This is a genomic window from Nonomuraea sp. NPDC049480, assembly GCF_044465905.1.
Classification (GTDB): domain Bacteria; phylum Actinomycetota; class Actinomycetes; order Streptosporangiales; family Streptosporangiaceae; genus Nonomuraea.
The window spans coordinates 447,680-467,878 of record NZ_JBITMD010000001.1 but is presented as its reverse complement, the minus strand read 5'-3'; the positions used below and the strand labels follow the sequence as shown (position 1 = coordinate 467,878).

Here is a 20,199-nt window from a genome sequence, read left to right as displayed (position 1 = left end):
CCACCCTTGCGGCCAGAATTCTCCGCCGAAGTCAACGACCTCAAGGACCGTGAACTCATGAGCGACGGCCACCGGCACGTCTTCTGATCAGCTCGGTGGCGGCGTCATTCAGGGGTAGCCAGCACCCTGCTTCCACCTCGGCTCTCGTCATGGTCGACGGCGGGACGACCGATCTTGAGTCCGGACACCTATGTATAGATCGTCGGGCAGCGGCGGGGCCGTACGGCGCATCAACCTGGGCCGGCAGCAGATCGCCGAGCGGCTCGCCCTCCTCATTCCCCGGCGTTCCTCAGGCCCCCGATCTCGCGGCCGGCGGCTGAGGAGGGCTGGCCTGCCGAGGACACTGGCACCTCCTGGATCACACAGGGCACAATGGCAACCGAAGGGTCATCTCGTTGTAATAAGGCGTTCAGAGACTGGCCGTGATCAACATCGTGGAGGGGGCCACCATGGAAATCGACCATTCGAGCATGGAGAGCAGCGGCAAGGCGATTCACACTGAGGGCGGTGAATTCGGCCGGAGTGTCAGCCGACTCCGCACGCAGTTGGACCCGCTCATCCCCTACTTCGGCAACCCGGCGAGCGACGAGGCGGCCCAGATTTTCCGCAGGGGCCGGGACGGTCACCCAGGCTTCGACAGTGCCTCCGAGGACCTGAGCAAGGCCCTGGAGAACCTCGGCGAGGCGTACAAGCACATCGGCTCCGCCGTCGTGGCGATGAGCAAGAACGTGAAGGCGGCCGACTGGGCCAGCATGGTCGACAAGAACGAATTCCTGAAGGACCTGGTCGAGTTCGCTAAGCGCAAGAACGACAAGATCAGCGTACCCACCACCCCGGTAGAGCGGGCTTGAGAGGGAGACAGATATGCCCATCGGGCTCGGGGCCAAGGTCGCCCTAGGCGGAATGGCCGGTGCCGGCTTGGCAGGGGCGCTGGCGCCCGAGTTCCTGTTCGGCGTCTCCTATCTCGAAGGCGATCCGGACAAGATCCGCGAGGCGGCCGACGTGTTGGACGAGATCGCCGATGCGATCGACCAGCACTTCCGGGAGGCGAACGCGGCCGCTGAGATCGTCTGGCAGAAAAGCTCCGACGAAGCGGTCGACGCCTTCAAGAAGTTCTGGAGTGAGGAATACGGCCCAGCGGTCTTCGCGGTCTCCATGAAACATCGGGACGCGGCCAATGCCTGCCGCGCCTACGCCGATGTCATCGAGAAGATCAACCACGCGCTGAACGTGCTGTGCTGGATCATGACCGTGGACATGATGTTCACCATCGGATACCAGGTGCTCACCTGGAAGCTCTTTCAGGCCATCATGAAGAGACAGGCGATCCTGCTCAGGCTGACCGCGCACCGTTTCGTCACCCTGTTACTGCCCACCTTCTCCTACTGGGTCGCCGACAGCGTGGCGTATGCCACGGGCGAGGTGGCGCTGCCCCTAGGGCTCAACTACCTGGGCGGGATCAAGACAGACCTGTCCGGCAACGACGTCAGGTCGGCCGGCTACAACCTCACCGCGTTCCGCGAGCACTTCGTGGCGAACATGGTCTTCGACGGGGTCATCGACGGCGGGACAGCGCTGATGGCGAAGGTGCCGGGGCTGCGGTCCGTCGCCACCAACGTCCCCCTGTCGAACGGGATGGTACTGAACACCGGGAGCTTCGTCCCCCGGATGGCTGCCTCGACCACGTACTCGATGGCCTTGGACGCGCAGCACGGGGACAATCCCCTGCCCGGTTCGGAGAGCGGGCTTACCGAGGAGGAGATGTACCAGAAGTTCCTCATTCATGGGACGCGCAGCTTCATCCCGCGTATCAAATGAGTGATGAGGCCTGAGTCCGGACCGCGAGCCCACGCCGGCTATCGGCGTCGGCGTGGCTCACCCGGCCGGTCGTCCTCGAGGTAGGGCCGCGTCACCTCCATGAGACGCCGCGCCGCTTCCGCTGTCGCCCGGCGCGACAGGTCCATGATCGCGTCGGCCAGCTCCTGCGAGCCCAGCCTCATCGCCCTGGGATCGATGTGGAGAGCGATCAGCTCTCCCGAGGACGAGACCTTCACCTTGATCTTGCCATCTGGACTCGCCGCCTGGCCGACCACCTCTCCGGCCATGCCGATGACATCGGAGAACTCCCGGGAGTTCGCCTTGAACTCCGCCATGAGCCGGTCGAGTTCGAGGTCTCCGGTGTGAAGATCGCGTTCAGCCATGAGGCATTATCCATCCAATAGTCACATAAGTTGCAACAGCCACAAAGATATAGTTCCTGACATAACGGGAGTCCGGAGCCGGCATCGGCAGTCGCGACGCGGTCATCGACCATCGACATGACCGTGCAGGTCACGTGGACTGTGGTGAGGTCATTCGCCTTTGGTCGCCGCGCCGAAGCCTCGGTCGCCGACCACCGTTGCCGGGATGCGGCCGATCGCCTCGATGACGCCTTCGACGGCGGGTGAGAGCTGGCCGGCGTCTGCCGGGTTGCCTTTGCTGACCTGGGGGAAGGCGATGCATCCGCGATCGTCTTCGGCGATCAGGACGGTGTAGCCGAACTGGATGGGGTGCTCCGGCGACCGTCCGCTCCAGGTGGGCCACCAGGTGGCGGGGGCGGCCTGACGGGCGGCGGGCCACGGCACGGCGGGCGTTGCGGATCATCGCGGTCACATCGGTGAGCGTGTGGGTCGCGATGGTGGCGCTCCGGCCCTGCCCGCCTGACCAGTTTGATCAATGTGGTGGAGTGCGGCACGTTGCCGGCGCCGAGCCGATCCGGCACGACGATGATCCACGGCAAACAGCCTGAGATTGCCCGCAGGATCCTGGCGAATCAACCCCGACAAAGCAGTAGCGGGCACTCTTTGTCCCTGGATGGGAAGAGTGCCCGCTGCGCAGATTTGCCGCGTGCCCCGTGCAGGATTCGAACCTGCGCACCCGGCTCCGGAGGCCGGTGCTCTATCCCCTGAGCTAACGGGGCTCGATGCGTGACAAGGCTACCAGCATCTCAGCACCACTCTGCACCAGATAACGCTCGTCGAACACATCCCGTGAAAACCACCCGTGACGGCCCCGCTACACGTTAACTTTGCGCCCGTGGGCGAGGTTCTTGGCAAAGTACTGGTCGTGGACGATGACGAGGTCATCCGTCAGCTCATCGCGGTCAACCTGAACCTGGAGGGGTTCGAGGTCGAGACCGCCACCGATGGGCAGGACTGTCTTGATCGCGTGCGGGACGTCATGCCCGATGTCATCACGCTGGATGTGATGATGCCGTTCCTGGATGGGTGGACGACGGCGGAGAAGTTGCGTACGGAGGAGGACACCAGCCACATCAAGGTGGTGTTGATCACGGCGCGGGCACAGGATGACGACAAGAGGCGGGGGCAGGGGATCGGGGTTGATGCCTACTTGACCAAGCCTTTCGATCCGGCGGAGTTGATCCAGGTGGTGCGGGATCTGGCCGCTGGGGCCCAAGCTCAGCGATGATCGCCCCCTGGGTGATGGACCTGATGGTTTCCTGATGCGGTTGCTCGGGCGGGATGGTGGTCGGTGTGGACGAGCGGATCGAGCGGGCCAGGGACCTGTACGAGCGGGCGGTCTTCGGGGGTGACGCGGGCGGGCTGGACGATGCCGACCGGGGGCTGAACGGGGTCGAGGCGGATCTCGCGCTGGCGAGGGGGCGGATCGCGCACGCGCGGTTCCTCGACGGGCAGGGGGAGGACGCGGGGGAGCTGGGGCTGTTCGCGCGGGCGGCGGAGCTGTACCGGGCGGTGGGGGATGTCCGGGGCGAGGCGGAGGCGCTGCTGTGGGTGGGGATATTCCATCAGGTCGTTCGGGGGGATCACGGGACGGCGGTGCCGGTTTTCGAGCGGGCCCAGGAACTCGCGGTGCGGGCCGATGATCGGCTGACGCACTCGTACGTGCTCCGCCACCTCGGCTTCGCCGAGCACGTCGCGGGACGGCTGGAGGCGGCCGGGCAACGGCTCGAGGAATCCGTACGGCTGCGGCGCGAGATCGGGTTCTTGCCCGGCGTGGCGGCCAATTTGGTGGGGCTGGCGTACATCGCGGCGGGGGATGGGCGGCCGGACGACGCGGCGCGGCTGCTCGACGAGGCCCACGCGCTGGCCGAGACCACTGGCGCCATGGGGATCCTGCGGATGGTCGAAGAGGCGCGCGCGCAGGTGTAGTGGTTGGTCGAAGAGACGCGCGCAGGTGTAGTGGTTGGTGGAAGTGGCGCGTGCGCAGATGCAGTGGTTCTTCCGTACGCTGGCGGCAACGCTCCCGTTCGAAGGGTTTGAGACGTGCGCAGCTCAGTTTTCGGCAACCTCGAAGGTCAGCCGTTGCCCGGTGGGTTCGCCCTGGAGAACCGCAAGATGTTGCGGGTGCAGTTGCCTCACGAGGTGCTCGCCAAGCAAGGCTCGATGGTCGCCTTCCAGGGGCAGATGGACTTCGACTACGAGGGGTCCGGAGGGCTCGGCAAGCTGTTCAAGAAGGCCGTCACGGGCGAGGGCGCGTCGCTGATGCGGGTACGCGGTGAAGGGCTGCTCTACCTCGCCGACAATGCCGACGACATCCATTTGTTCTACCTGGAGAACGATGGGCTGACCGTCAACGGGCGCAACCTGCTGGCGTTTCAGCCGCAACTGACCTGGGACATCCAGCGGGTTCAGGGGGCCGGGGTGGCGGCCGGCGGGTTGTTCAACACGACGGTCACGGGGACCGGGTGGGTGGCGGTGACCACGCACGGCACGCCGGTGCTGCTCGACGTGGCCCGCATGCCGACGTTCGCCGATGGGCAGTCGGCGGTTTGCTGGAGCACGGGGTTGCAGGTCGGGGTCAACAGGACGATGAAGGTGGGGGCGTTGATCGGGCGGGGGAGCGGGGAGGCCATGCAGTTGGCGTTCAGAGGGCAGGGGTTCGTGTTGGTGCAGGCCAGTGAGGGCGCTCCCATCGTGACCACGTCGTAGGACCCATGATGTTCCCGGCGTGCCCGGCACACGAGGGCGCGCGAGGGGTACCCGGATCTCCCGCCACGACCAAGGAAGCCCCTTGCACAGGATGAATGACGAATTGACCACCACCAGCCCCTACGATCGGCTGATCGCCGACATGGACGCTGCCGGCGCCCGCTACCGGTTGATCGATCACGCCCCCGAAGGGCGGACGGAGCTGGTCAGCGCGTTGCGCGGGCACGACATGTCACAGGCGGCCAAATGCCTGATCGTGATGGTCAAGATCGGCAAGAAGCAGACCCGTCATGTCCTGGCCGTCGTCCCCGGCGACGCCCGGCTCGACCTGCAGGCGGTCAAGGCGCTGCTGGACGGCACGTACGTCGCCTTCGCCGCCAAGGAGAAGGCCGAGGAACTGGCCGGGAGCGTGAGCGGGACCGTGCTGCCGTTCAGCTACGACCCGCGGCTCGAGCTGGTCGCCGACCCGTCGCTGCTGGACCAGCCCGAGCTGTACTTCAACGCGGCCAGGCTCGACCGCTCCGTCGCCCTGGCCACCGAGGACTACGTGCGGCTGGCCGCACCCCGGATCGAGCCCATCACGATGAGCTAGGAGCAGGTTGGCGCGGGAGCGGTGTTGGTGCCGTTCCACGAGGCCAGGAAGCCGAACGTGGCCGTGGCGCCGGGCGCCAGGGAGCCGTTCCAGCTCACGTTGCGTACGGTCACGTCGGCGCCGCTCGCGCTCAGCGTGCCGTTCCAGAGCTGGCTGATCTGCTGCCCGTTCGCGAACGTCCATCGCACCGTCCACGCGCTCGTCGGCGCCGTGCCGGTGTTCTTGACGGTGACCTCACCCTGGAAGCCGCCCTGCCACTGGCCGGTGGCCTTGTAGGTGGCCGTGCAACCACCGGAGTCGGTGGGGGTGATGGTCGGGGTCGGGGTGACGCCGGACAGGGCGTTCACCAGGGCCGGGTACCACTTGTCGGAGATCTTCTGGTCGCCCGCGGCGTTCGGGTGCACCCCGTCGTAGGTGTCCGCGCTCGTGCTGAATCCCGTCCACTGGTCCACCACCGTGATCGGCGACTGCTGGGTGGAGGTGGTGGCGGCCCAGCCGGGGATGGCGTTGTTCAGGTTCACGGCGCGCTGGGCGCATTCGGCGCAGCTGGACGGGTTCATGGGGATGATCTTGGCGACGAGGATCTTCATGCTGGGGTTGCTGGCCCGCATCTGGTTCACCAGCGTGGTGAACGCGCTGAGGATCGTCGCGGGCGGGATGTTGCTCCACACGTCGTTGGTGCCGAAGTGCATCATGACGATGTCGGGCCGGGTCGCGGCGAGCCAGCCGGGCAGCTGGTTCTGGTTGGCCACGTTCGTGGCCAGGAAGCCGCCGTGTCCCTCGTTGTCGCCGTCATGCGCGACCAAGCAGCCCTGCGCGGGGAGGGTGCCGACGAAGTCGATGTCGGTGTAACCGGCGCTCTGCAGTTTGTTCCAGAGCAGGGCCCGCCAGCAGCCCGGGGATCCGGTGATCGAGTCGCCCAGGGGCATGATCCTGGTGGCGGCCGCGTGGGCCGGCGTGCTCGTCAGGAACAACACCGCTCCGGCCAGTGCCGCTAACGCCGCCAGTAAGGCGCTGGTCTTCCGCATCGTCCGATCTCCCGTCGTCGCCAGGCGAGAGTCCGATCTCCCGTCGTCGCCTGGCGAGATCGTAAGAGCGCGACCGAGTGGACGGGAAGGAAAACGGGTCTGGAGGGGTGGGTGACCTGCGACGACGTATGTAACTTTCAGCGGCGGACGACGGCGAGCGGGCACGGCGCGTGGTGGAGCAGCGCCTGGCTGATCGAGCCCATGATCATCCCGGCCAGCTGCCCGTGCCCGCGTGAGCCGACCACCAGCAGGTCGGCGCCGGCCGCGGCCTCCTTCAGCACCTCGACGGGATGCCCGTGGATGACCTCCGTCACCACCTCGACCTGGGGATTCCGCCCGGCCACCAGCGCCCGCAGCGCCCGCAGGGTGTCCTGTTCGCTCTCGCTGTCGGCCGGCTCGAAACCGGTCGGCTGCGGCCAGGCCCACGCCTGGACGGCACGCACCCGGATGCCGCGCATTCCGGCTTCGGCCAGGGCGAAGTCGAGCGCCCGCAGCCCGCTGGGGGAGCCGTCCACCCCGGCCACGATCTCCCCGTGCGGCGACCTGGGCAGCTCGTGGACGAGGACGACGTTCGTACGGGCGTGCGTGGTCACCCCGTGCGCGACGGATCCGACCAGCAGTCCGCGTACGCCGCCGATCCCACGGCTGCCCACGACCAGCAGCACGGCGTCCTCGGCGGCGTGGATCAAGGCGGTACGGGGGTCGCCGGGCAGCAGCTTGCGGGTCACCTCGACCTCCGGATGCTCCCGGAGTGCCCGGTCCTCGGCCGCCGCCAGCACGTTCTCGGCGCCTTCGCGCATCCACCGGCCGACCTCGGCGTAACGCCAGCCGCTCTCCTCGCACACCCACTTCGGCACGGCGTGGGCCACGGTCAGCGGGGTGCGGCGCAGGGCGGCCTCGGCGGCGGCCCATCCCGCCGCCTCCAGCCCGGTGCGCGACCCGTCCACGCCAACGACGATCATGACAACGCGTAGCACTCCACTTCGGCCCGGCGGAAGGGCAGGCCCTTGTCGGTGGAATCCTGAGTGCACTGGCGCTCGGACCTGCTGAGCTTCAGCGTGCCGCACACGGAGATGCCGGAATACGTGCGGCAGTCGAGCGACGCGTCGGCTTTGCCGATGCGGTACCTCTGCTTGACCTCCGCGCGGCACTCCGCTCGCGCCTTCCCCGTGTTGGCATAGCGGCACTGGGCGAGCAGGGTCTGGTATTGCTCCATGCTCACTTCGTGTTGTTCGAAGCCATCCCCGGAGGCGGTGGTCGCCCCGAACGCGGCCACCACAACGAGTCCTGCGACAGCGGCGATCTTTTTCATGTTCCCCCTGATGAGGACCGTACCGCTGAGGGCGATCGTCAAACCTTGCAGCGGCGCGCCAGCACGCTGAGCCAGGTGCGGTGCGTGGTGCTCAGGCCGTGCTCCAGGACCTCGAACCCGGCCGTTTCGAGGGTCGCCAGCAGCGTGTCCGGGTCGCGGTGCACGAACCAGCGGGTGAGCTCGGCGTCGTACGAGATCGGCTCCCACCCCTCCCCGTCGCCGGCCGAGGTGCTCAGCCCCAGCACGCCGCCCGGGCGCAGCAGCGTCGACCAGGCGCGCAAGGTCGGCTCGGTCTCCGCGGCGGGCACGTGCAGGAGCGCCGCCACCGACCACAGGCCCGACAGCGAACCCGGGGCGAACGGCGGCCGGCGCAGGTCGCCCAGCACGGTGGGCACTCCGCGGGTGGCGGCGAGCCTGGCCATCTCGATCGAGCGGTCGACCCCGGTGACCAGCAGCTCTCGCTCCAGCAGCCACGCGGCGTCCCGCCCGGGCCCGCAGCCGAGGTCGGCGACCGCGCCCCCGACCGGCACCGCGTCGGCGAAGCGCCGCCGGAAGGCCAGGAAGCCGTCGTCGGGGTCGCTGGTGCGTTCGGCGAAGACGGGTGCGATGCGGTCGTAGCTCGCGGTGGTGCGGGAGACGGGATCGTCCACTCGGTCGATCATGCCATGTTTCGCGCCGGTTCATGGGTGGGTACGATCACCGCCGTCCAACGCGGGAGCCCGGTGCGGACCGGGCTGAGAGGACGGCTGACAGCCGCCGACCGCCAGAACCTGCTCCGGGTAATGCCGGCGAAGGGAGTTTGCGCGATGAGTGACGCGCCTTTTTCCAAGATCTACTCGGGGGACCTCCGCGTCCCGATGCGCCGGGTGCGCCTGTCGGACGGTTCGGCGGTGACGTTGTACGACACGTCCGGCCCGTACACCGACCCCGCCGCCGACATCGACCTCACGCGAGGACTGCCGCGCCTGCGCGAGCAGTGGGTACGCGACCGCCGCGCGGCCGGCGAGCCCGTAACCCAGGCCGGGTGCGCGAGAAAGGGGCTGGTCACCAAGGAGATGGAGTTCGTGGCGGTCCGGGAGGGCCTGGACGCCGAGTTCGTACGCCAGGAGGTCGCGGCAGGCAGGGCCATCATCCCGGCCAACGTCAACCACCCCGAGTCCGAGCCGATGATCATCGGCCGCAATTTCCTCGTGAAGATCAACGCCAACATCGGCAACTCCGCCGTGACCTCCTCCATCGAGGAGGAGGTCGAGAAGATGACGTGGGCCACCCGGTGGGGCGCCGACACGATCATGGACTTGTCCACCGGCCCCGACATCCACGAGACCCGCGAGTGGATCATCCGCAACTCGCCGGTCCCGGTCGGTACCGTGCCCATCTACCAGGCGCTGGAGAAGGTCAAGGGGCGTCCGGAGGCGCTGTCGTGGGAGGTCTACCGCGACACGCTCGTCGAGCAGTGCGAGCAGGGCGTCGACTACGTGACCGTGCACGCGGGGGTGCGGCTGGCGTACGTGCCGCTCACCGCCGGGCGCAAGACCGGCATCGTCTCGCGCGGCGGCTCGATCATGGCCGCGTGGTGCCTGGCGCACCACCGGGAGAGCTTCCTGTACGAGCACTTCGCCGACATGTGCGAGATCCTGGCCCGCTACGACGTGTCGTTCTCGCTCGGCGACGGGCTGCGGCCCGGCTCGATCGCGGACGCCAACGACGAGGCCCAGTTCGCCGAGCTGCGCACGCTCGGCGAGCTGACGGGGATCGCCCGTGCCCACGACGTGCAGGTCATGATCGAGGGTCCCGGCCACGTCCCCATGCACAAGATCAAGGAGAACGTCGACCTGCAGCGCGAGCTCTGCGACGACGCCCCCTTCTACACCCTCGGGCCCTTGGTGACCGACATCGCGCCCGGCTACGACCACATCACCTCGGGCATCGGCGCCGCCATGATCGGCTGGTACGGCACCGCCATGCTCTGCTACGTCACTCCTAAGGAGCATCTCGGCCTGCCCGGCAAGGACGACGTCAAGACGGGCGTGATCACGTACAAGATCGCCGCCCACGCCGCGGACCTCGCCAAGGGGCACCCGCGGGCGCAGGAGCGGGACGACGCGCTGTCGGACGCGCGGTTCGCGTTCCGCTGGGAGGACCAGTTCGACCTGTCGCTCGACCCGGACACCGCGCGGGCCTTCCACGACGAGACCCTGCCCGCCGCGCCCGCCAAGACCGCGCACTTCTGCTCGATGTGCGGGCCGAAGTTCTGCTCCATGCGGATCAGCCACGACATCCGCGACGCCGGCATGGCGCAGAAGGCCGCCGAGTTCCGGCAGCTCGGCGGCACCCTCTACGTCGAATAGCCGGCCCGCCGTCGTCCCGGGACCGGTGGCGTCCACACCGGCCCGGGGACGACGGATGCGCCGGACGGCGGCGGTGAGTACACCCTGCACCAGCAGACCGACGGCAACCTGGTCCTCTACCGGGGAAAGACGCCGCTCTGGTCCACCGAGACCGGCCGCTAGGTCTCTCGGGCACCCTCTGCGCCGCGTCAGGGGGTGCTCCCCCGCAGCCGGCGGACCCGCAGGCTGAGGATGATCAGCGTGATCCCGGCCAGGATGGCGTAGATCCCGATGATCAGCGCGATCGTGAGCGCCCCGGTCGCCGGCCAGGCCAGCACCAGCACGCCGAACAGCACCGACAACGCCCCCGCCATGATGTGCAGCCACTCGCCGCGGATCTCCCTGCGCATCCTGATCGCCGCCATGACCTCCATGACGCCGGTCACGATCGCCCAGATGCCGATCAGCAGCGTGACGACCAGCACCGTCAGCCCCGGCCAGACCAAGCACATGATCCCGAACAGCAGCCCGGCGACGGCCAGCAGGATCAGCGGGGCTCGTCGCCCTTTGGCCGCGCGGGTGGCGGCGACGGCGGCGAGCGCGCCGTCGACGATCGCGTACGCGCCGAACACGACGGCCAGCGCCAGCAGCGTGATGCCCGGCCAGGCCACGGCCATCACGCCGAAGATGAGGGCGAGCGCGCCACGCAGGGTGAGCACCCACCAATGTCCCAGATAGTCATCGATCACGATGCCGCTCCTGCCCGGGGAAGGGGCCCGCATTCGGCCTGCGACGTCTCCTTACCGCTTCTTGGAGCAGTTCCAGAACCTCCATGTGCCAGGTCGCCGGCGCCACCGCCAGAAACCGGCGCTGCCGCCGGACCAGCAGCCGTCCGGCCCGCTGCTCACGGTTCGCGTCGGACATCCGGGACTCGGGCGGCTGCGGGACCACGTCTCCGCTCACACCCGCGACTCCAGGTCATCGGGGACGAGCGGCGGCGGTGTCAGCCGAGGCTGAGCAGGCCTGCCTCGACCACCCGGCGGCCGAAGGGCCGGGCGAGTTCGGCCAGGCGGTCGCAGCCGTCCTCGCCCAGTGCCCCGTACGCCGGCATGGCCAGCCTGTCCGTGCGGTCCTCGATGTGCCGGCGCAATGCCGCGCCTTCCGGAGTCAGGGTGCCCTCGTCCAGGAGGCCGCGGGTGCGGAGATCGGCCTCCGCGGCGGTCCAGGCGTCCTCGGGCCAGGCGCGGCTGATCTTGAGGAACGCGGTGGGGACCTCGCCACTGGCGGCATGCAGGACCAGGGCTTCGAGGCCGCTGACGCCTTCCGTGAGAAGGGCGGCCACGTGGCCGTCGCCGCGGAACTCGCGCAGCAGGGTTTGCGCGTGCCAGAGCTGCTGGAGGGGGTCGTCCGGCCAGGGGAGGGCGGCGTGGGCGGCGAAGAGGGGGCGGCCCTGGAGGTGGTCGCAGGCCGCCTCGGCGGCTCGGCGGGCCAGGGTCAGGGTCTCGTCGAAGTGGGGGAGACCGGGGATGCCCGCCCTGTGCAGGGCTTCGGTGGCGGCTTCCAGGCGGGCTTGGAGCACTTGCTCCGGCGTCACCAGGTCCCAGGCGGCGGGCAGTGAACGGCGTACGAGGTCGGGGCAGAAGTTGTAGAACGTGGCGATGACCAGGTCGGCGGAGGCGCGGCCGAACGCGGCGCCCCGTGAGGCGAAATATCCGGACATCCCGGTGAGCCCCAGCTTGGCGTAGCGGTCGGCGGCCTCGGGAACGAAGTAGATCATGCCATGGAGCGGCTCCAGGCGGCGCCAGGCGCGGCGGGCGGCTGCGAGGTTCATCGGGCGCTCACGCCTTCGTCAGGGAGTCGATGAAGCGGGACATCCCGGCCAGCCATCGGTCCGGGTCCTCGGCCTTGCGGCGGACGAACTCGGCCACCTCCGGGTGCGGGAAGATGTGGAAGCGCTCGGCCGCCAGCCCCTCCACGACCGCGGCCGCCACGTCCGCGGGGTCGAGGATCGCGCCCGAGGCGCCCACCGCGCGGGCGGTCAGGTGGTCCTCCTCCTCGCCGCGCTCCAGCATGGCGGTCCGCACGCCCTGCGGGCACAGCACGCTCACCTTGACGCCCTGCGAGGCGTAGTGCATGGCGACCCACTCGGCGAACGCGATCGCCGCCGCCTTCGTGACCGCGTACGGCGCATCCCCCGGGCAGCTCACCAGGCCGGCCGCCGAGCAGGTGTTCAGCAGGTAGCCGCCGCCGCGGGCGATCATGGAGGGGACGGCGGCGCGGGCGGCGTAGACGTGGGCCAGCACGTTCACCGCGTACAGGCTGCTCCACTCCTGGTCAGTGGCGTCCAGGCCGTGTCCGGCGATGATGCCCGCGTTGGAGCAGAACAGGTCCACGGGGCCGAACGGGGTCTCCACCAGGGCGGCGACGTCCGCCTCCGAGGTCACGTCGGCCCGTACGGCGACCGCACGGTCGCCGATCTCCTTGGCCACCGCGGTCGCGCCGGTCTCGTCGAGGTCGGCCACCACCACCCCGGCGGCGCCCTCCGCGGCGAACCGGAGGGCCATCGCCCGGCCGATTCCGCCGGCTGCGCCCGTGATCACGACGACCTTGTCCCGCACTTGCATGGCTGCTCCTCCTGAACCGACCGGCCGGTATCAGAATATGATTCTACTGCGCTTCGACCTCATCAGATGAGAGGTTTCTCATCTGGGCCTCAGCATGGTCTCCTCGAAAGGCGACAAGGTCGACGGCATGAAACATCGGGCACTGGTGGTCCTGCTCGTCCTGGGCGCGGCGGCGGCCGGATTCATGTCGGTGGGATGGGGGCGGGCCGCAGGCGGCCCCGACCTGGGCGACCCCGTCGTGGTCTCCCCGCCTCCGGAGCCCGCTTCCGAACGGTCGCCCACGTCGTCGTCCTCCGCCCGCCCGAGCCCGCCTGGTCCGACAGGGAACGGCGGGGAGAGTACGGTGGGCACGCCTGACGAGAGTGCGGTCGGCACGCCTGACGAGAGCACCCCCAAGAAGAGCACGCCCGCTCCGCGCAAGACCAAGGCGGAGCCGGTCAAGCCGCCCTCTCCCCGGCCGGGCGGCGGCGGTGGCGACGACGATGACGACGATGGTGGGGACGATGACGACGACTGACCGGGAGACCGCATGCGGGTGAGCGCCCGCGCCCGGATCGTGGGGTGGATGCTCGCCGTCGTCGGCCTCGCCCTGTCAGTCTCGATCTTCGCGACCTGGACCATCCTCCTCAATCGGCTCGACGACCGGATAAGCCACGAGCTCGAGAACGAAGCGGAGAAGCTGCGCCAGTACGCCCGCACCGCCGGAGACGGGGTCACGAACGTCGAGGTCCTGCTCGAGGACTACCTCGCGATCAACGCGCCGGACCGGTGGGAGACGTTCTTCAGCATCGTCGACAGCCGGGCGCACAGGGTCACCGGGGTCACGCCGCCCGTGCCGCTCGACACCGACGACGGTCTGGTCGCGCGGATGGCCAAGGCCACCGAGAACGTCAGCGACGAGGTCGAGACCGTCGCGGGAACGGTCAAGTACGCGGTGATCCCCGTCAAGGTGACCGCCGACCGCCGCTCTGCCCACTTCGTGGTGGCGATCTTCTATGACATACACCGCGACGAGATCGTGGACGCGGTGCGGGTCCTCGGGCTGTCCGCGCTGGCCGCGATGGGGCTGGCGGGGGCGGCCGGGTGGTTCGTGGCCGGGCGGGTGCTGGCCCCGGTCCGGCTGGTCAGCCAGACGGCCGAGCAGATCACCGACTCCTCCGACCTCACCCGCCGGCTGGACGTGCCGGGCGACGACGACGTGGCCGCGCTCGCCGCCACGTTCAACCACATGCTCGACCGGCTGGAGCGGGCCTTCGTCGTGCAGCGGCACTTCCTGGACGACGCCGGGCACGAGCTGCGTACGCCGATCACCGTCATCCGCGGCCACCTGGAGCTCATGAGCGACGACCCGGACGACCGCGTCGAGACGCTCGCCCTGGTCACCGACGAGCTCGACCGCATGAACCGCATCGTCGACGACCTCCTCACGCTGGCCAAGGCTGAGCAGCCGGGGTTCCTGTCCGTGGACACCGTCGAGCTGGCCGACCTCACGGTCAGCGTGGTGGCCAAGGCGCGGGCGCTCGGCGAGCGCAGGTGGCGGGTGGACGAGGTGGCCGAGGCCCGTGTGCCGGCCGACCGCCAGCGGCTCACGCAGGCGCTCATGCAGCTGGTGGCCAACGCCGTTCGACATACGCAGGACGGCGACCTGATCGCCGTGGGGTCCGCCGTCCGGGACGGGCAGGTCGAGCTGTGGGTACGCGACAGCGGCCCAGGGGTGGCGCCGGCCGACCGAGAGCGGATCTTCGGGCGGTTCATGCGCGGCGCAGGCCGTACCGGCGCCCATGACGGGGCCGGGCTCGGCCTGGCCATCGTCAGATCCATCGCCGAGGCCCATGGGGGCCGGGTGCACGTGACCGAGGCTCCGGGCGGCGGGGCCTGCTTTGTCATTTCCATCCCGCTGTGGGAGGTGCAGTGAACCGAATTCTGATCGCTGAGGACGAGGCCAGGATCGCCTCCTTCGTGGAGAAGGGGCTGCGGGCCAACGGCTTCGTGACCGCCGTGGTGGGGGACGGGGTCGCGGCGTACGACCTCGCGTGCGCGGGCGGGTTCGACCTGCTCATCCTGGACATCGGGCTGCCGTTGAGCGACGGGTTCACGGTGCTGCGGCGGCTGCGAGAGTCCAGGGTGACCCTGCCGGTGATCATCCTGACCGCCCGGGACAGCGTGAGCGACACCGTGGCGGGGCTGGAAGGGGGCGCGGACGACTACATCGCCAAGCCCTTCGCCTTCGATGAGTTGCTGGCCAGGGTGCGGCTGCGGCTGCGGGCCGAGCGTACGCCCGAGGTGACCGTGCTCCGGGTGTCCGACTTGTCGCTGGATCTACGGACCAGGCGGGCCTATGTCGGGAATCGGGCGGTGGATCTGTCCACGCGGGAGTTCGCGCTGGCCGAGATCTTCTGCCGGCACCCGGATCAGGTGCTGACACGTGAGCAGCTGCTCAGCCACGTCTGGGGGTTCGACTTCGATCCCGGGTCGAACGTGGTGGACGTGTACGTCAGGTACCTGCGGCGCAAGATCGGCGCCGACCGGATCGAGACGGTCCGCGGCACCGGATACCGCATGAGAGTGGCCTAATCATCGCCTCACAGCCGCTTCACCGCCCGCGTCCAGGCTGTTCATCAACGGGACAACGGAAGGAGCGATTGTGGTCACCGGATTGGCGATGGATCTCGTGGCGGTCGTCCTGCTGGCCTACGGCCTCTACTATCGGCGGCACCACCGGCGCGATCTGCTGTTCGCGTACGTGGCGCTGAACGTGGGGATCTTCGCGGTGGTGTCGCTGCTGCTGGTCCAGCGGATCGACATCGCCGTCGGGTTCGGGTTGTTCGGAGTGTTGTCGATCATCCGGTTGCGGTCCAGCGAGATCACCCAGCAGGAGATCGCGTACTACTTCGTCGCGATCGTGCTGGGGCTGGTCAACGGGCTCGCGGCAGCGTGGCCGCTGACCGCGCTCGGGCTCGACGCGGTGTTGCTGGCGGTGATGTACGTCGCCGACCACCCCGGCCTGTTCGGCCGCGCCCGGCACCAGGTTGTGACCCTGGACGTCGTGCACGCGGACCCGGACCTGCTGCGGGTGGACCTGGAGAGCCGGTTGCGGGCCCGGGTGCTGCACTGCGTGGTCACGCAGATCGACTACGTGCGGGACGTGACGGTCGTGGACGTGCGCTACGTGGCGCCGAACGCGCGGGTGAAGGTGCGGTGACGGCGGACATGGACGCGAACGTGGTGCTCGCCGGGATCGCCGCGGGGGTGGCGCCGATCGGGCTGGAGGACGTGCCGGAGCTGATGAGCCGGGTGGACTCGAAGTACATCGTGACCGCCTCGACCATGGTCAGGCTCACCACCGAGCTGGGGGACCGGTTCGGGGTGTTGCGGATCGGGGGGCGGCGTCAGTTCCGCTACAGCTCCACCTACTTCGACACGCCGGATCTGCTGACCTTCCGGCAGCATCGCCAGGATCGGCGGCGCCGGTTCAAGCTCCGTACCCGGACCTATCTGGACGGCGGCGGCCGGTGGCTGGAGCTGAAGCTCAGCGGGGCGCGGGGCAGCACGGACAAACACCGCATCCCGTACGACGACGCGCCCGCGCAGGCGCTGACCAGGGAGGCGATGGACTTCGTGAGCGACACGCTGCTCAGCGAGCTGCGGCTCCCCGTGCCGGACGCACTGGGGCCGGTGCTGTCCACCGACTACCGGCGGGTGACGCTCGTCGATCGGGCGGGGACGGCCCGGCTCACCTGCGACACCGGCCTGATCTGCCGCGACGCCGTCCGCGGCGTGCCCGCCCGGCGTGACCTGGTGCTGCTGGAGTCGAAGTCCGGGGACGGGAAGGCGGCGGTCGACCGGGTGCTGCGGGGCATGGGGGTGCGGCCGGTGAGCGTGAGCAAATACTGCCTCGCCGTCGCCGCCCTCCGCGACCGCCCGGCCAACCGCTGGCGCCCGGTTCTGCGGCGCTATCTCTCAAGAAGCGGCCGTTGCGGATCTCCTGGTGACCTGTCGTAGGCGACTGGCATAGTGATCCGCCATGGACGAGGAAACCCGCGAGGAGCTCGCCGAGGACGTCCGGGTGGCGGTGTCCGTCGGGCGCCTGGACTTCCCGCAGCTGGTCGAGGACGTCGTGGAGAGCTGGGCCGAGGAGGTCGACGACCCCGCGCCGCTGGCGGAGGCGGTCAGGGAGATCGCCGCCCGCGAGTTCGCCGGTCACCTCGCCGCACAGGCCCGCTGGCCGGAGGTCACCGACTGCGATCGGCTGAGCATGGCCATGCTGGAGCTCGCGATGGCCGGGATCGTGCCACGCGAGTGTTACATGTGCTGCACCGGCTGCGGGGTCGACGGGATCAGCAGGGAGGTCGCCGGTCTCGGCGGCGTGCGGGGTTATGTCTTCTACCACCAGCAGGACGCCGACCGAGCCGCCGAGGGCGGCGGTGTCTTCCTGGCGTTCGGCGGGGACGAGGACGTCGCCGCGATCGGGGCCGAGATCGTGCAGGCGCTCGGGCGTCGCGGGCTCGCGGTCACGTGGAGTGGGGACGCGGGGCAGCGCATCCACGTGGAGGTCGACTGGCGACGGCGGCGTTCCGGCCGGCTGGCGGCCTATCCGGGGGCGGAGGGATCCTCACCCGAGGCGCAGGCCGCCTTCTGCGACTACACGACGCGCTCCCACGACCAGGCGGTGGCGATGTCGGCGCGGGACTGCCGGGACCTGCTGCTCCGGCTGACCCCGTACGCCGGAAACTTCGTCTCCTACGAAGGGCGGTCGGGCGCCACTGTGCAGTTCATGTGGGAGGAGGGGTTCCGGCTCTGGGCGGAGACGCCCGACGTGGCCGAGCGGTGTTCGCACGGGCGGCACGTGACCGTGGACGAGGCGCTTGCCCTGGTCACGTCCATCGCCAGGGACGATCGCGTCGCGCTGGCGGATCTCGGGAAGCTCCAGGTCGTCCCCTGGGACTGAGCTCACATGGTGACGACGACCTTGCCTCTGGCGTGGCCCTCTTCGAGGCGGCGGATCGCCTCGGGGGCCTCGCTCAGCGGATACGTCCGGTCGATGACGGGCGTGATCTTCCCGTCCTGGAGGAGGTCGCGCAGGCCGGCGAGGCTGTCCCGGCTCGGGAGCGCGACGTAGGAGACCAGCCTCTGGGAGGTGGACAGGAACATCAGCCGGCCCCCGATGATCCGCCTCATGGGGCCGAACCAGCGCCCGCCCGTGCCCGCATTGGGAATGTACGCCCCCCGGGGGGTGAGGGCGTGCCGGCAGGCCGCCAGCGAGTGGGTGCCGCCCATGTCGAGGATGAGGTCGTAGCGCTGTGACCGGCGGGTGAAGTCCTCCTTGGTGTAGTCGAGCACGTGGTCGGCGCCGATCGACCGGACCGTCTCCGCCTTTCCGGCCCCGCACACGCCGGTCACTTCGGCGCCCAGGGACTTGGCGATCTGCACCGCGAACGTGCCCACGCCACCCCCGGCGCCGTTGATCAGCACCCGCTGCCCGGGCTGGACCCGTCCTCTGTCGCGAATGCCCGTCAAGGCGGTCATCCCCGCTGTGGGCGCGGCCGCCGCCTGCTCGAACGTCAGGTTGCCCGGCTTCTTCAGCACCGCGGCGTCGTGGCGGACGCTGACGTATTCCGCCAGCGTTCCCTTGCCGCAGCCGAACACCTCGTCCCCCGGTTGCAAAGCCGTGACGTTCCTGCCGACGGCCTCGACCTCTCCCGCGAAGTCGGCGCCCAGCCCGTTGTCCTTCGGCCGCGACAGGCCGGCCATCGCGCGGAAGACGTACGGCGTGCCACGAAGGTAATGCAGGTCCCCGGCGTTGACGCCGGCCGCTCGGACGCGGACCAGGACGTCGTCGTCCCCGACCGTGGGCAGGCCGACGTCCTGGAGCGTCAGCACGCTGGGCGGGCCGTAGGCGTAGTAGCGGAGGGCCTTCATGTGTCTCCTTTTCGTTTCGCCTGTAATAAATCTCTGACAGGTGTCACCGTAACATTCGGCCTTGAACATGGGAAGCCCCGGAACGACGAGGTCGTTCCGGGGCGGGATGGCCGAGGGCTACAGGGGCAGGCCGCCGGTGGCGGCGCTCGTGGAGCCCGTGGACTGGTAGGCGGCGATCGTGCGCTCGGCGATGCGCATCTGGTGGATCTCGTCCGCCCCGTCCGCGAAGCGGGCCCAGCGGGCGTGCTGGAACATGCTCGCCAGCGGCGTGTCCGTCGAATACCCGAGCGCTCCGTGCACCTGGATCGCCCGGTCCAGGATGCGGTTGAGGCTGTTGGCGACGAAGTGCTTGGCCATCGACACCTCGGTGCGGAAGTCCTCACCCTTGTCGATCTTGTACGCGGCGTGCAGCACCATCAGCTTGCACTGGTAGAGCTCCATGGCCGAGTCGGCGACCATCCACTGGATGCCCTGCTTCTCGGCCAGCAGCGAGCCGTGGCTGTAGCGGTTGAGCGCGCGGTCCACCATCATGTCCAGCGCCGTCTCCGCCTGCGAGATCCACCGCATGCAGTGGGCGAGCCGGGCCGGACCCAGGCGGTACTGGCCCAGGCGGTGCCCGTTGCCCCGGCCGCCGAGGACCTGGCCGTCCGGCACCCGCAGGTTCTCGATGACGATCTCGCTGTGCCCGGTCGAGCCGTGCATGGTCTCGACCTCGCGTACGTCGTTCCAGCCCGGGCTCGGCAGGTCCACCAGGAACGCGGTGTTGGCGCCCCGCGAGCCCTCGGGCACGTCCTTTTCCGTGCGCGCGATGAGGATCGCGAAGTCGGCACGGCGGGCGTTGGAGATGAACCATTTGTGGCCGTTGACGACCCACTCGTCGCCGTCCAGCACGGCCTCGGTGCGGATCAGGGTGGGGTCGGAGCCCGCCACCTCGGGTTCGGTCATCGCGAAGCAGGACATCTGCGTGCCCTCCAGCAGCGGCCGCAGGTACTTCTCCTTCTGCTCGTCCGTCGCCCAGTGCAGCAGCGTGTGCATGTTGCCCTCGTCGGGGGCCATGCAGTTCAGCACCCATGGGCCGACGCGGGTCTTGGCCGCCTCGGACTGCACCATGGCCAGCTCCACGTGGCCCAGCCCCATGCCGCCCCACTCCTTCGGCATGTGGGGGAGCCACAGGCCCTCGGCCTTCGCCTGCTCGCGGAGCCGGAACAGGGTCCGCAGGTACGCGTCCCGGTCGCGCTCCTTCACCTCCTCCACAGCCGGGACGACGGTGCCCTGGATGAAGGCGCGGACGCGCTTGCGGATCTCCTCGTGCTCGGGAGCGAGGGTGAAATCGATCGCCATTCCCCGAAATTACTCTCGGTGAAAGTCCGCACAAGGCCCACGCGGGAGCCGGGCCATCTCAGGCGGGTCTGCGCAGCGAGGCGAAGGCCCAGGACATGCCCACG

General features: G+C 69.3%; 24 protein-coding genes, 1 tRNA gene and 1 riboswitch. Of the genes, 13 read left to right on the top strand and 12 right to left on the bottom strand.

Annotated elements, in window-relative coordinates; all coding sequences use genetic code 11:
- The first annotated feature begins 422 nt into the window (after positions 1–422).
- Together ACIBX3_RS02245 and ACIBX3_RS02240 are read left to right on the top strand one after the other, a co-directional pair.
- Entirely contained in the window at positions 423–851 is a 429-nt protein-coding gene (locus tag ACIBX3_RS02245; RefSeq protein ID WP_397112185.1) for a hypothetical protein, read from the top strand.
- Positions 852–864: 13 nt separating this feature from the next.
- Entirely contained in the window at positions 865–1,818 is a 954-nt protein-coding gene (locus ACIBX3_RS02240) for a hypothetical protein (protein WP_397112183.1), read from the top strand.
- Between the two features lie 38 nt (positions 1,819–1,856).
- On the opposite strand, the gene ACIBX3_RS02235 is transcribed toward ACIBX3_RS02240, so the two are convergent.
- From ACIBX3_RS02235 to ACIBX3_RS02225, 3 genes are all read right to left on the bottom strand, one after another.
- Positions 1,857–2,201, bottom strand: a complete 345-nt coding sequence (locus tag ACIBX3_RS02235) for a YbaB/EbfC family nucleoid-associated protein (protein WP_397112181.1) — start codon at positions 2,199–2,201, stop codon at positions 1,857–1,859.
- Between the two features lie 150 nt (positions 2,202–2,351).
- On the bottom strand, positions 2,352–2,624 hold the full coding sequence (locus ACIBX3_RS02230; RefSeq protein ID WP_397112179.1) for a hypothetical protein: 273 nt from the start codon (positions 2,622–2,624) through the stop codon (positions 2,352–2,354).
- A 263-nt stretch (positions 2,625–2,887) separates the two neighbouring features.
- Positions 2,888–2,959 (bottom strand) — tRNA-Arg (locus ACIBX3_RS02225).
- A 116-nt stretch (positions 2,960–3,075) separates the two neighbouring features.
- Between ACIBX3_RS02225 and ACIBX3_RS02220 the strand changes: the two genes are divergently transcribed.
- The 4 genes from ACIBX3_RS02220 (at position 3,076) to ACIBX3_RS02205 (ending at position 5,541) form a co-directional block, all read left to right on the top strand.
- Positions 3,076–3,468 carry a response regulator transcription factor gene (locus tag ACIBX3_RS02220; protein ID WP_397112177.1) on the top strand — a complete coding sequence of 131 codons (393 nt, stop codon included), beginning with the start codon at positions 3,076–3,078 and terminating at the stop codon, positions 3,466–3,468.
- Positions 3,469–3,533: 65 nt separating this feature from the next.
- Positions 3,534–4,169 (top strand): tetratricopeptide repeat protein, encoded by a 636-nt coding sequence (locus ACIBX3_RS02215; protein WP_397112175.1) that lies wholly within the window; start codon positions 3,534–3,536, stop codon positions 4,167–4,169.
- Positions 4,170–4,283: 114 nt separating this feature from the next.
- Positions 4,284–4,949, top strand: coding sequence for an AIM24 family protein (locus ACIBX3_RS02210; protein WP_397112173.1), 666 nt, complete (start codon positions 4,284–4,286; stop codon positions 4,947–4,949).
- A 91-nt stretch (positions 4,950–5,040) separates the two neighbouring features.
- Entirely contained in the window at positions 5,041–5,541 is a 501-nt protein-coding gene (locus ACIBX3_RS02205; RefSeq protein WP_397112171.1) for a YbaK/prolyl-tRNA synthetase associated domain-containing protein, read from the top strand.
- On the opposite strand, the gene ACIBX3_RS02200 is transcribed toward ACIBX3_RS02205, so the two are convergent.
- The 4 genes from ACIBX3_RS02200 to ACIBX3_RS02185 form a co-directional block, all read right to left on the bottom strand.
- Positions 5,538–6,569: a cellulose binding domain-containing protein gene (locus tag ACIBX3_RS02200; RefSeq protein ID WP_397112169.1), complete on the bottom strand. Its 1,032-nt coding sequence runs from the start codon at positions 6,567–6,569 to the stop codon at positions 5,538–5,540. The genes ACIBX3_RS02205 and ACIBX3_RS02200 overlap by 4 nt on opposite strands.
- A 137-nt stretch (positions 6,570–6,706) precedes the next feature.
- Positions 6,707–7,531, bottom strand: a complete 825-nt coding sequence (locus tag ACIBX3_RS02195; RefSeq protein WP_397112167.1) for a universal stress protein — start codon at positions 7,529–7,531, stop codon at positions 6,707–6,709.
- Complete coding sequence (locus ACIBX3_RS02190; RefSeq protein ID WP_397112165.1) at positions 7,528–7,881, bottom strand: hypothetical protein; 354 nt, start codon at positions 7,879–7,881, stop codon at positions 7,528–7,530. The genes ACIBX3_RS02195 and ACIBX3_RS02190 overlap by 4 nt, the downstream gene beginning before the upstream one ends.
- 38 nt (positions 7,882–7,919) lie before the next feature.
- Positions 7,920–8,531 (bottom strand): class I SAM-dependent methyltransferase, encoded by a 612-nt coding sequence (locus tag ACIBX3_RS02185; protein WP_397112163.1) that lies wholly within the window; start codon positions 8,529–8,531, stop codon positions 7,920–7,922.
- Positions 8,532–8,582: 51 nt separating this feature from the next.
- A riboswitch (TPP riboswitch) is annotated at positions 8,583–8,695 on the top strand.
- Between ACIBX3_RS02185 and thiC the strand changes: the two genes are divergently transcribed.
- Positions 8,688–10,232: a phosphomethylpyrimidine synthase ThiC gene (gene thiC / locus ACIBX3_RS02180; protein WP_397112161.1), complete on the top strand. Its 1,545-nt coding sequence runs from the start codon at positions 8,688–8,690 to the stop codon at positions 10,230–10,232. Its footprint overlaps the riboswitch before it by 8 nt.
- Positions 10,233–10,420: 188 nt before the next feature.
- Here thiC and ACIBX3_RS02175 read toward each other — a convergent pair whose 3' ends face one another.
- The 3 genes from ACIBX3_RS02175 to ACIBX3_RS02165 all read right to left on the bottom strand — a co-directional run bounded on the left by ACIBX3_RS02175 (position 10,421) and on the right by ACIBX3_RS02165 (position 12,835).
- On the bottom strand, positions 10,421–10,960 hold the full coding sequence (locus tag ACIBX3_RS02175) for an HdeD family acid-resistance protein (RefSeq protein ID WP_397112159.1): 540 nt from the start codon (positions 10,958–10,960) through the stop codon (positions 10,421–10,423).
- Positions 10,961–11,214: 254 nt separating this feature from the next.
- The gene (locus ACIBX3_RS02170) at positions 11,215–12,042 is read right to left on the bottom strand and encodes a hypothetical protein (protein ID WP_397112158.1); all 828 of its coding nucleotides are present in this window, start codon (positions 12,040–12,042) and stop codon (positions 11,215–11,217) included.
- Between the two features lie 7 nt (positions 12,043–12,049).
- On the bottom strand, positions 12,050–12,835 hold the full coding sequence (locus ACIBX3_RS02165) for an SDR family oxidoreductase (protein WP_397112156.1): 786 nt from the start codon (positions 12,833–12,835) through the stop codon (positions 12,050–12,052).
- A 127-nt stretch (positions 12,836–12,962) separates the two neighbouring features.
- Here ACIBX3_RS02165 and ACIBX3_RS02160 point away from each other — a divergent pair, with 127 nt between their 5' ends.
- The 6 genes from ACIBX3_RS02160 (at position 12,963) to ACIBX3_RS02135 (ending at position 17,783) form a co-directional block, all read left to right on the top strand.
- Positions 12,963–13,352, top strand: coding sequence for a hypothetical protein (locus tag ACIBX3_RS02160; protein ID WP_397112154.1), 390 nt, complete (start codon positions 12,963–12,965; stop codon positions 13,350–13,352).
- 12 nt (positions 13,353–13,364) lie between these two features.
- Positions 13,365–14,750 carry an ATP-binding protein gene (locus ACIBX3_RS02155; protein ID WP_397112152.1) on the top strand — a complete coding sequence of 462 codons (1,386 nt, stop codon included), beginning with the start codon at positions 13,365–13,367 and terminating at the stop codon, positions 14,748–14,750.
- Positions 14,747–15,409 carry a response regulator transcription factor gene (locus ACIBX3_RS02150; protein ID WP_397112150.1) on the top strand — a complete coding sequence of 221 codons (663 nt, stop codon included), beginning with the start codon at positions 14,747–14,749 and terminating at the stop codon, positions 15,407–15,409. The genes ACIBX3_RS02155 and ACIBX3_RS02150 overlap by 4 nt, the downstream gene beginning before the upstream one ends.
- Positions 15,410–15,497: 88 nt before the next feature.
- Entirely contained in the window at positions 15,498–16,037 is a 540-nt protein-coding gene (locus ACIBX3_RS02145; RefSeq protein ID WP_397113367.1) for a DUF4956 domain-containing protein, read from the top strand.
- A gap of 8 nt (positions 16,038–16,045) precedes the next feature.
- Entirely contained in the window at positions 16,046–16,837 is a 792-nt protein-coding gene (locus ACIBX3_RS02140) for a polyphosphate polymerase domain-containing protein (RefSeq protein WP_397112148.1), read from the top strand.
- 22 nt (positions 16,838–16,859) lie between these two features.
- The gene (locus ACIBX3_RS02135) at positions 16,860–17,783 is read left to right on the top strand and encodes a DUF6891 domain-containing protein (protein ID WP_397112146.1); all 924 of its coding nucleotides are present in this window, start codon (positions 16,860–16,862) and stop codon (positions 17,781–17,783) included.
- Between the two features lie 2 nt (positions 17,784–17,785).
- On the opposite strand, the gene ACIBX3_RS02130 is transcribed toward ACIBX3_RS02135, so the two are convergent.
- A complete protein-coding gene (locus tag ACIBX3_RS02130) occupies positions 17,786–18,754 on the bottom strand; it encodes an NAD(P)-dependent alcohol dehydrogenase (protein WP_397112144.1) in 969 nt (322 codons plus the stop codon).
- A gap of 117 nt (positions 18,755–18,871) precedes the next feature.
- Positions 18,872–20,095, bottom strand: coding sequence for an acyl-CoA dehydrogenase family protein (locus ACIBX3_RS02125; RefSeq protein ID WP_397112142.1), 1,224 nt, complete (start codon positions 20,093–20,095; stop codon positions 18,872–18,874).
- Positions 20,096–20,199: the final 104 nt, after the last annotated feature.

Excerpts from the sequence above, each read along its gene's own strand:
- ACIBX3_RS02240 (WP_397112183.1), top strand. The coding sequence starts at position 865 with ATGCCCATCGGGCTCGGGGCCAAGGTCGCCCTAGGCGGAATGGCCGGT.
- ACIBX3_RS02200 (WP_397112169.1), bottom strand. The coding sequence starts at position 6,569 with ATGCGGAAGACCAGCGCCTTACTGGCGGCGTTAGCGGCACTGGCCGGA.
- ACIBX3_RS02195 (WP_397112167.1), bottom strand. The coding sequence starts at position 7,531 with ATGATCGTCGTTGGCGTGGACGGGTCGCGCACCGGGCTGGAGGCGGCG.
- thiC (WP_397112161.1), top strand. The coding sequence starts at position 8,688 with ATGAGTGACGCGCCTTTTTCCAAGATCTACTCGGGGGACCTCCGCGTC.
- ACIBX3_RS02125 (WP_397112142.1), bottom strand. The coding sequence starts at position 20,095 with ATGGCGATCGATTTCACCCTCGCTCCCGAGCACGAGGAGATCCGCAAG.
- ACIBX3_RS02170 (WP_397112158.1), bottom strand. The coding sequence starts at position 12,042 with ATGAACCTCGCAGCCGCCCGCCGCGCCTGGCGCCGCCTGGAGCCGCTC.
- ACIBX3_RS02205 (WP_397112171.1), top strand. The coding sequence starts at position 5,041 with ATGAATGACGAATTGACCACCACCAGCCCCTACGATCGGCTGATCGCC.
- ACIBX3_RS02235 (WP_397112181.1), bottom strand. The coding sequence starts at position 2,201 with ATGGCTGAACGCGATCTTCACACCGGAGACCTCGAACTCGACCGGCTC.
- ACIBX3_RS02190 (WP_397112165.1), bottom strand. The coding sequence starts at position 7,881 with ATGAAAAAGATCGCCGCTGTCGCAGGACTCGTTGTGGTGGCCGCGTTC.
- ACIBX3_RS02145 (WP_397113367.1), top strand. The coding sequence starts at position 15,498 with ATGGATCTCGTGGCGGTCGTCCTGCTGGCCTACGGCCTCTACTATCGG.
- ACIBX3_RS02130 (WP_397112144.1), bottom strand. The coding sequence starts at position 18,754 with ATGAAGGCCCTCCGCTACTACGCCTACGGCCCGCCCAGCGTGCTGACG.
- ACIBX3_RS02160 (WP_397112154.1), top strand. The coding sequence starts at position 12,963 with ATGAAACATCGGGCACTGGTGGTCCTGCTCGTCCTGGGCGCGGCGGCG.
- ACIBX3_RS02135 (WP_397112146.1), top strand. The coding sequence starts at position 16,860 with ATGGACGAGGAAACCCGCGAGGAGCTCGCCGAGGACGTCCGGGTGGCG.
- ACIBX3_RS02155 (WP_397112152.1), top strand. The coding sequence starts at position 13,365 with ATGCGGGTGAGCGCCCGCGCCCGGATCGTGGGGTGGATGCTCGCCGTC.
- ACIBX3_RS02165 (WP_397112156.1), bottom strand. The coding sequence starts at position 12,835 with ATGCAAGTGCGGGACAAGGTCGTCGTGATCACGGGCGCAGCCGGCGGA.
- ACIBX3_RS02140 (WP_397112148.1), top strand. The coding sequence starts at position 16,046 with ATGGACGCGAACGTGGTGCTCGCCGGGATCGCCGCGGGGGTGGCGCCG.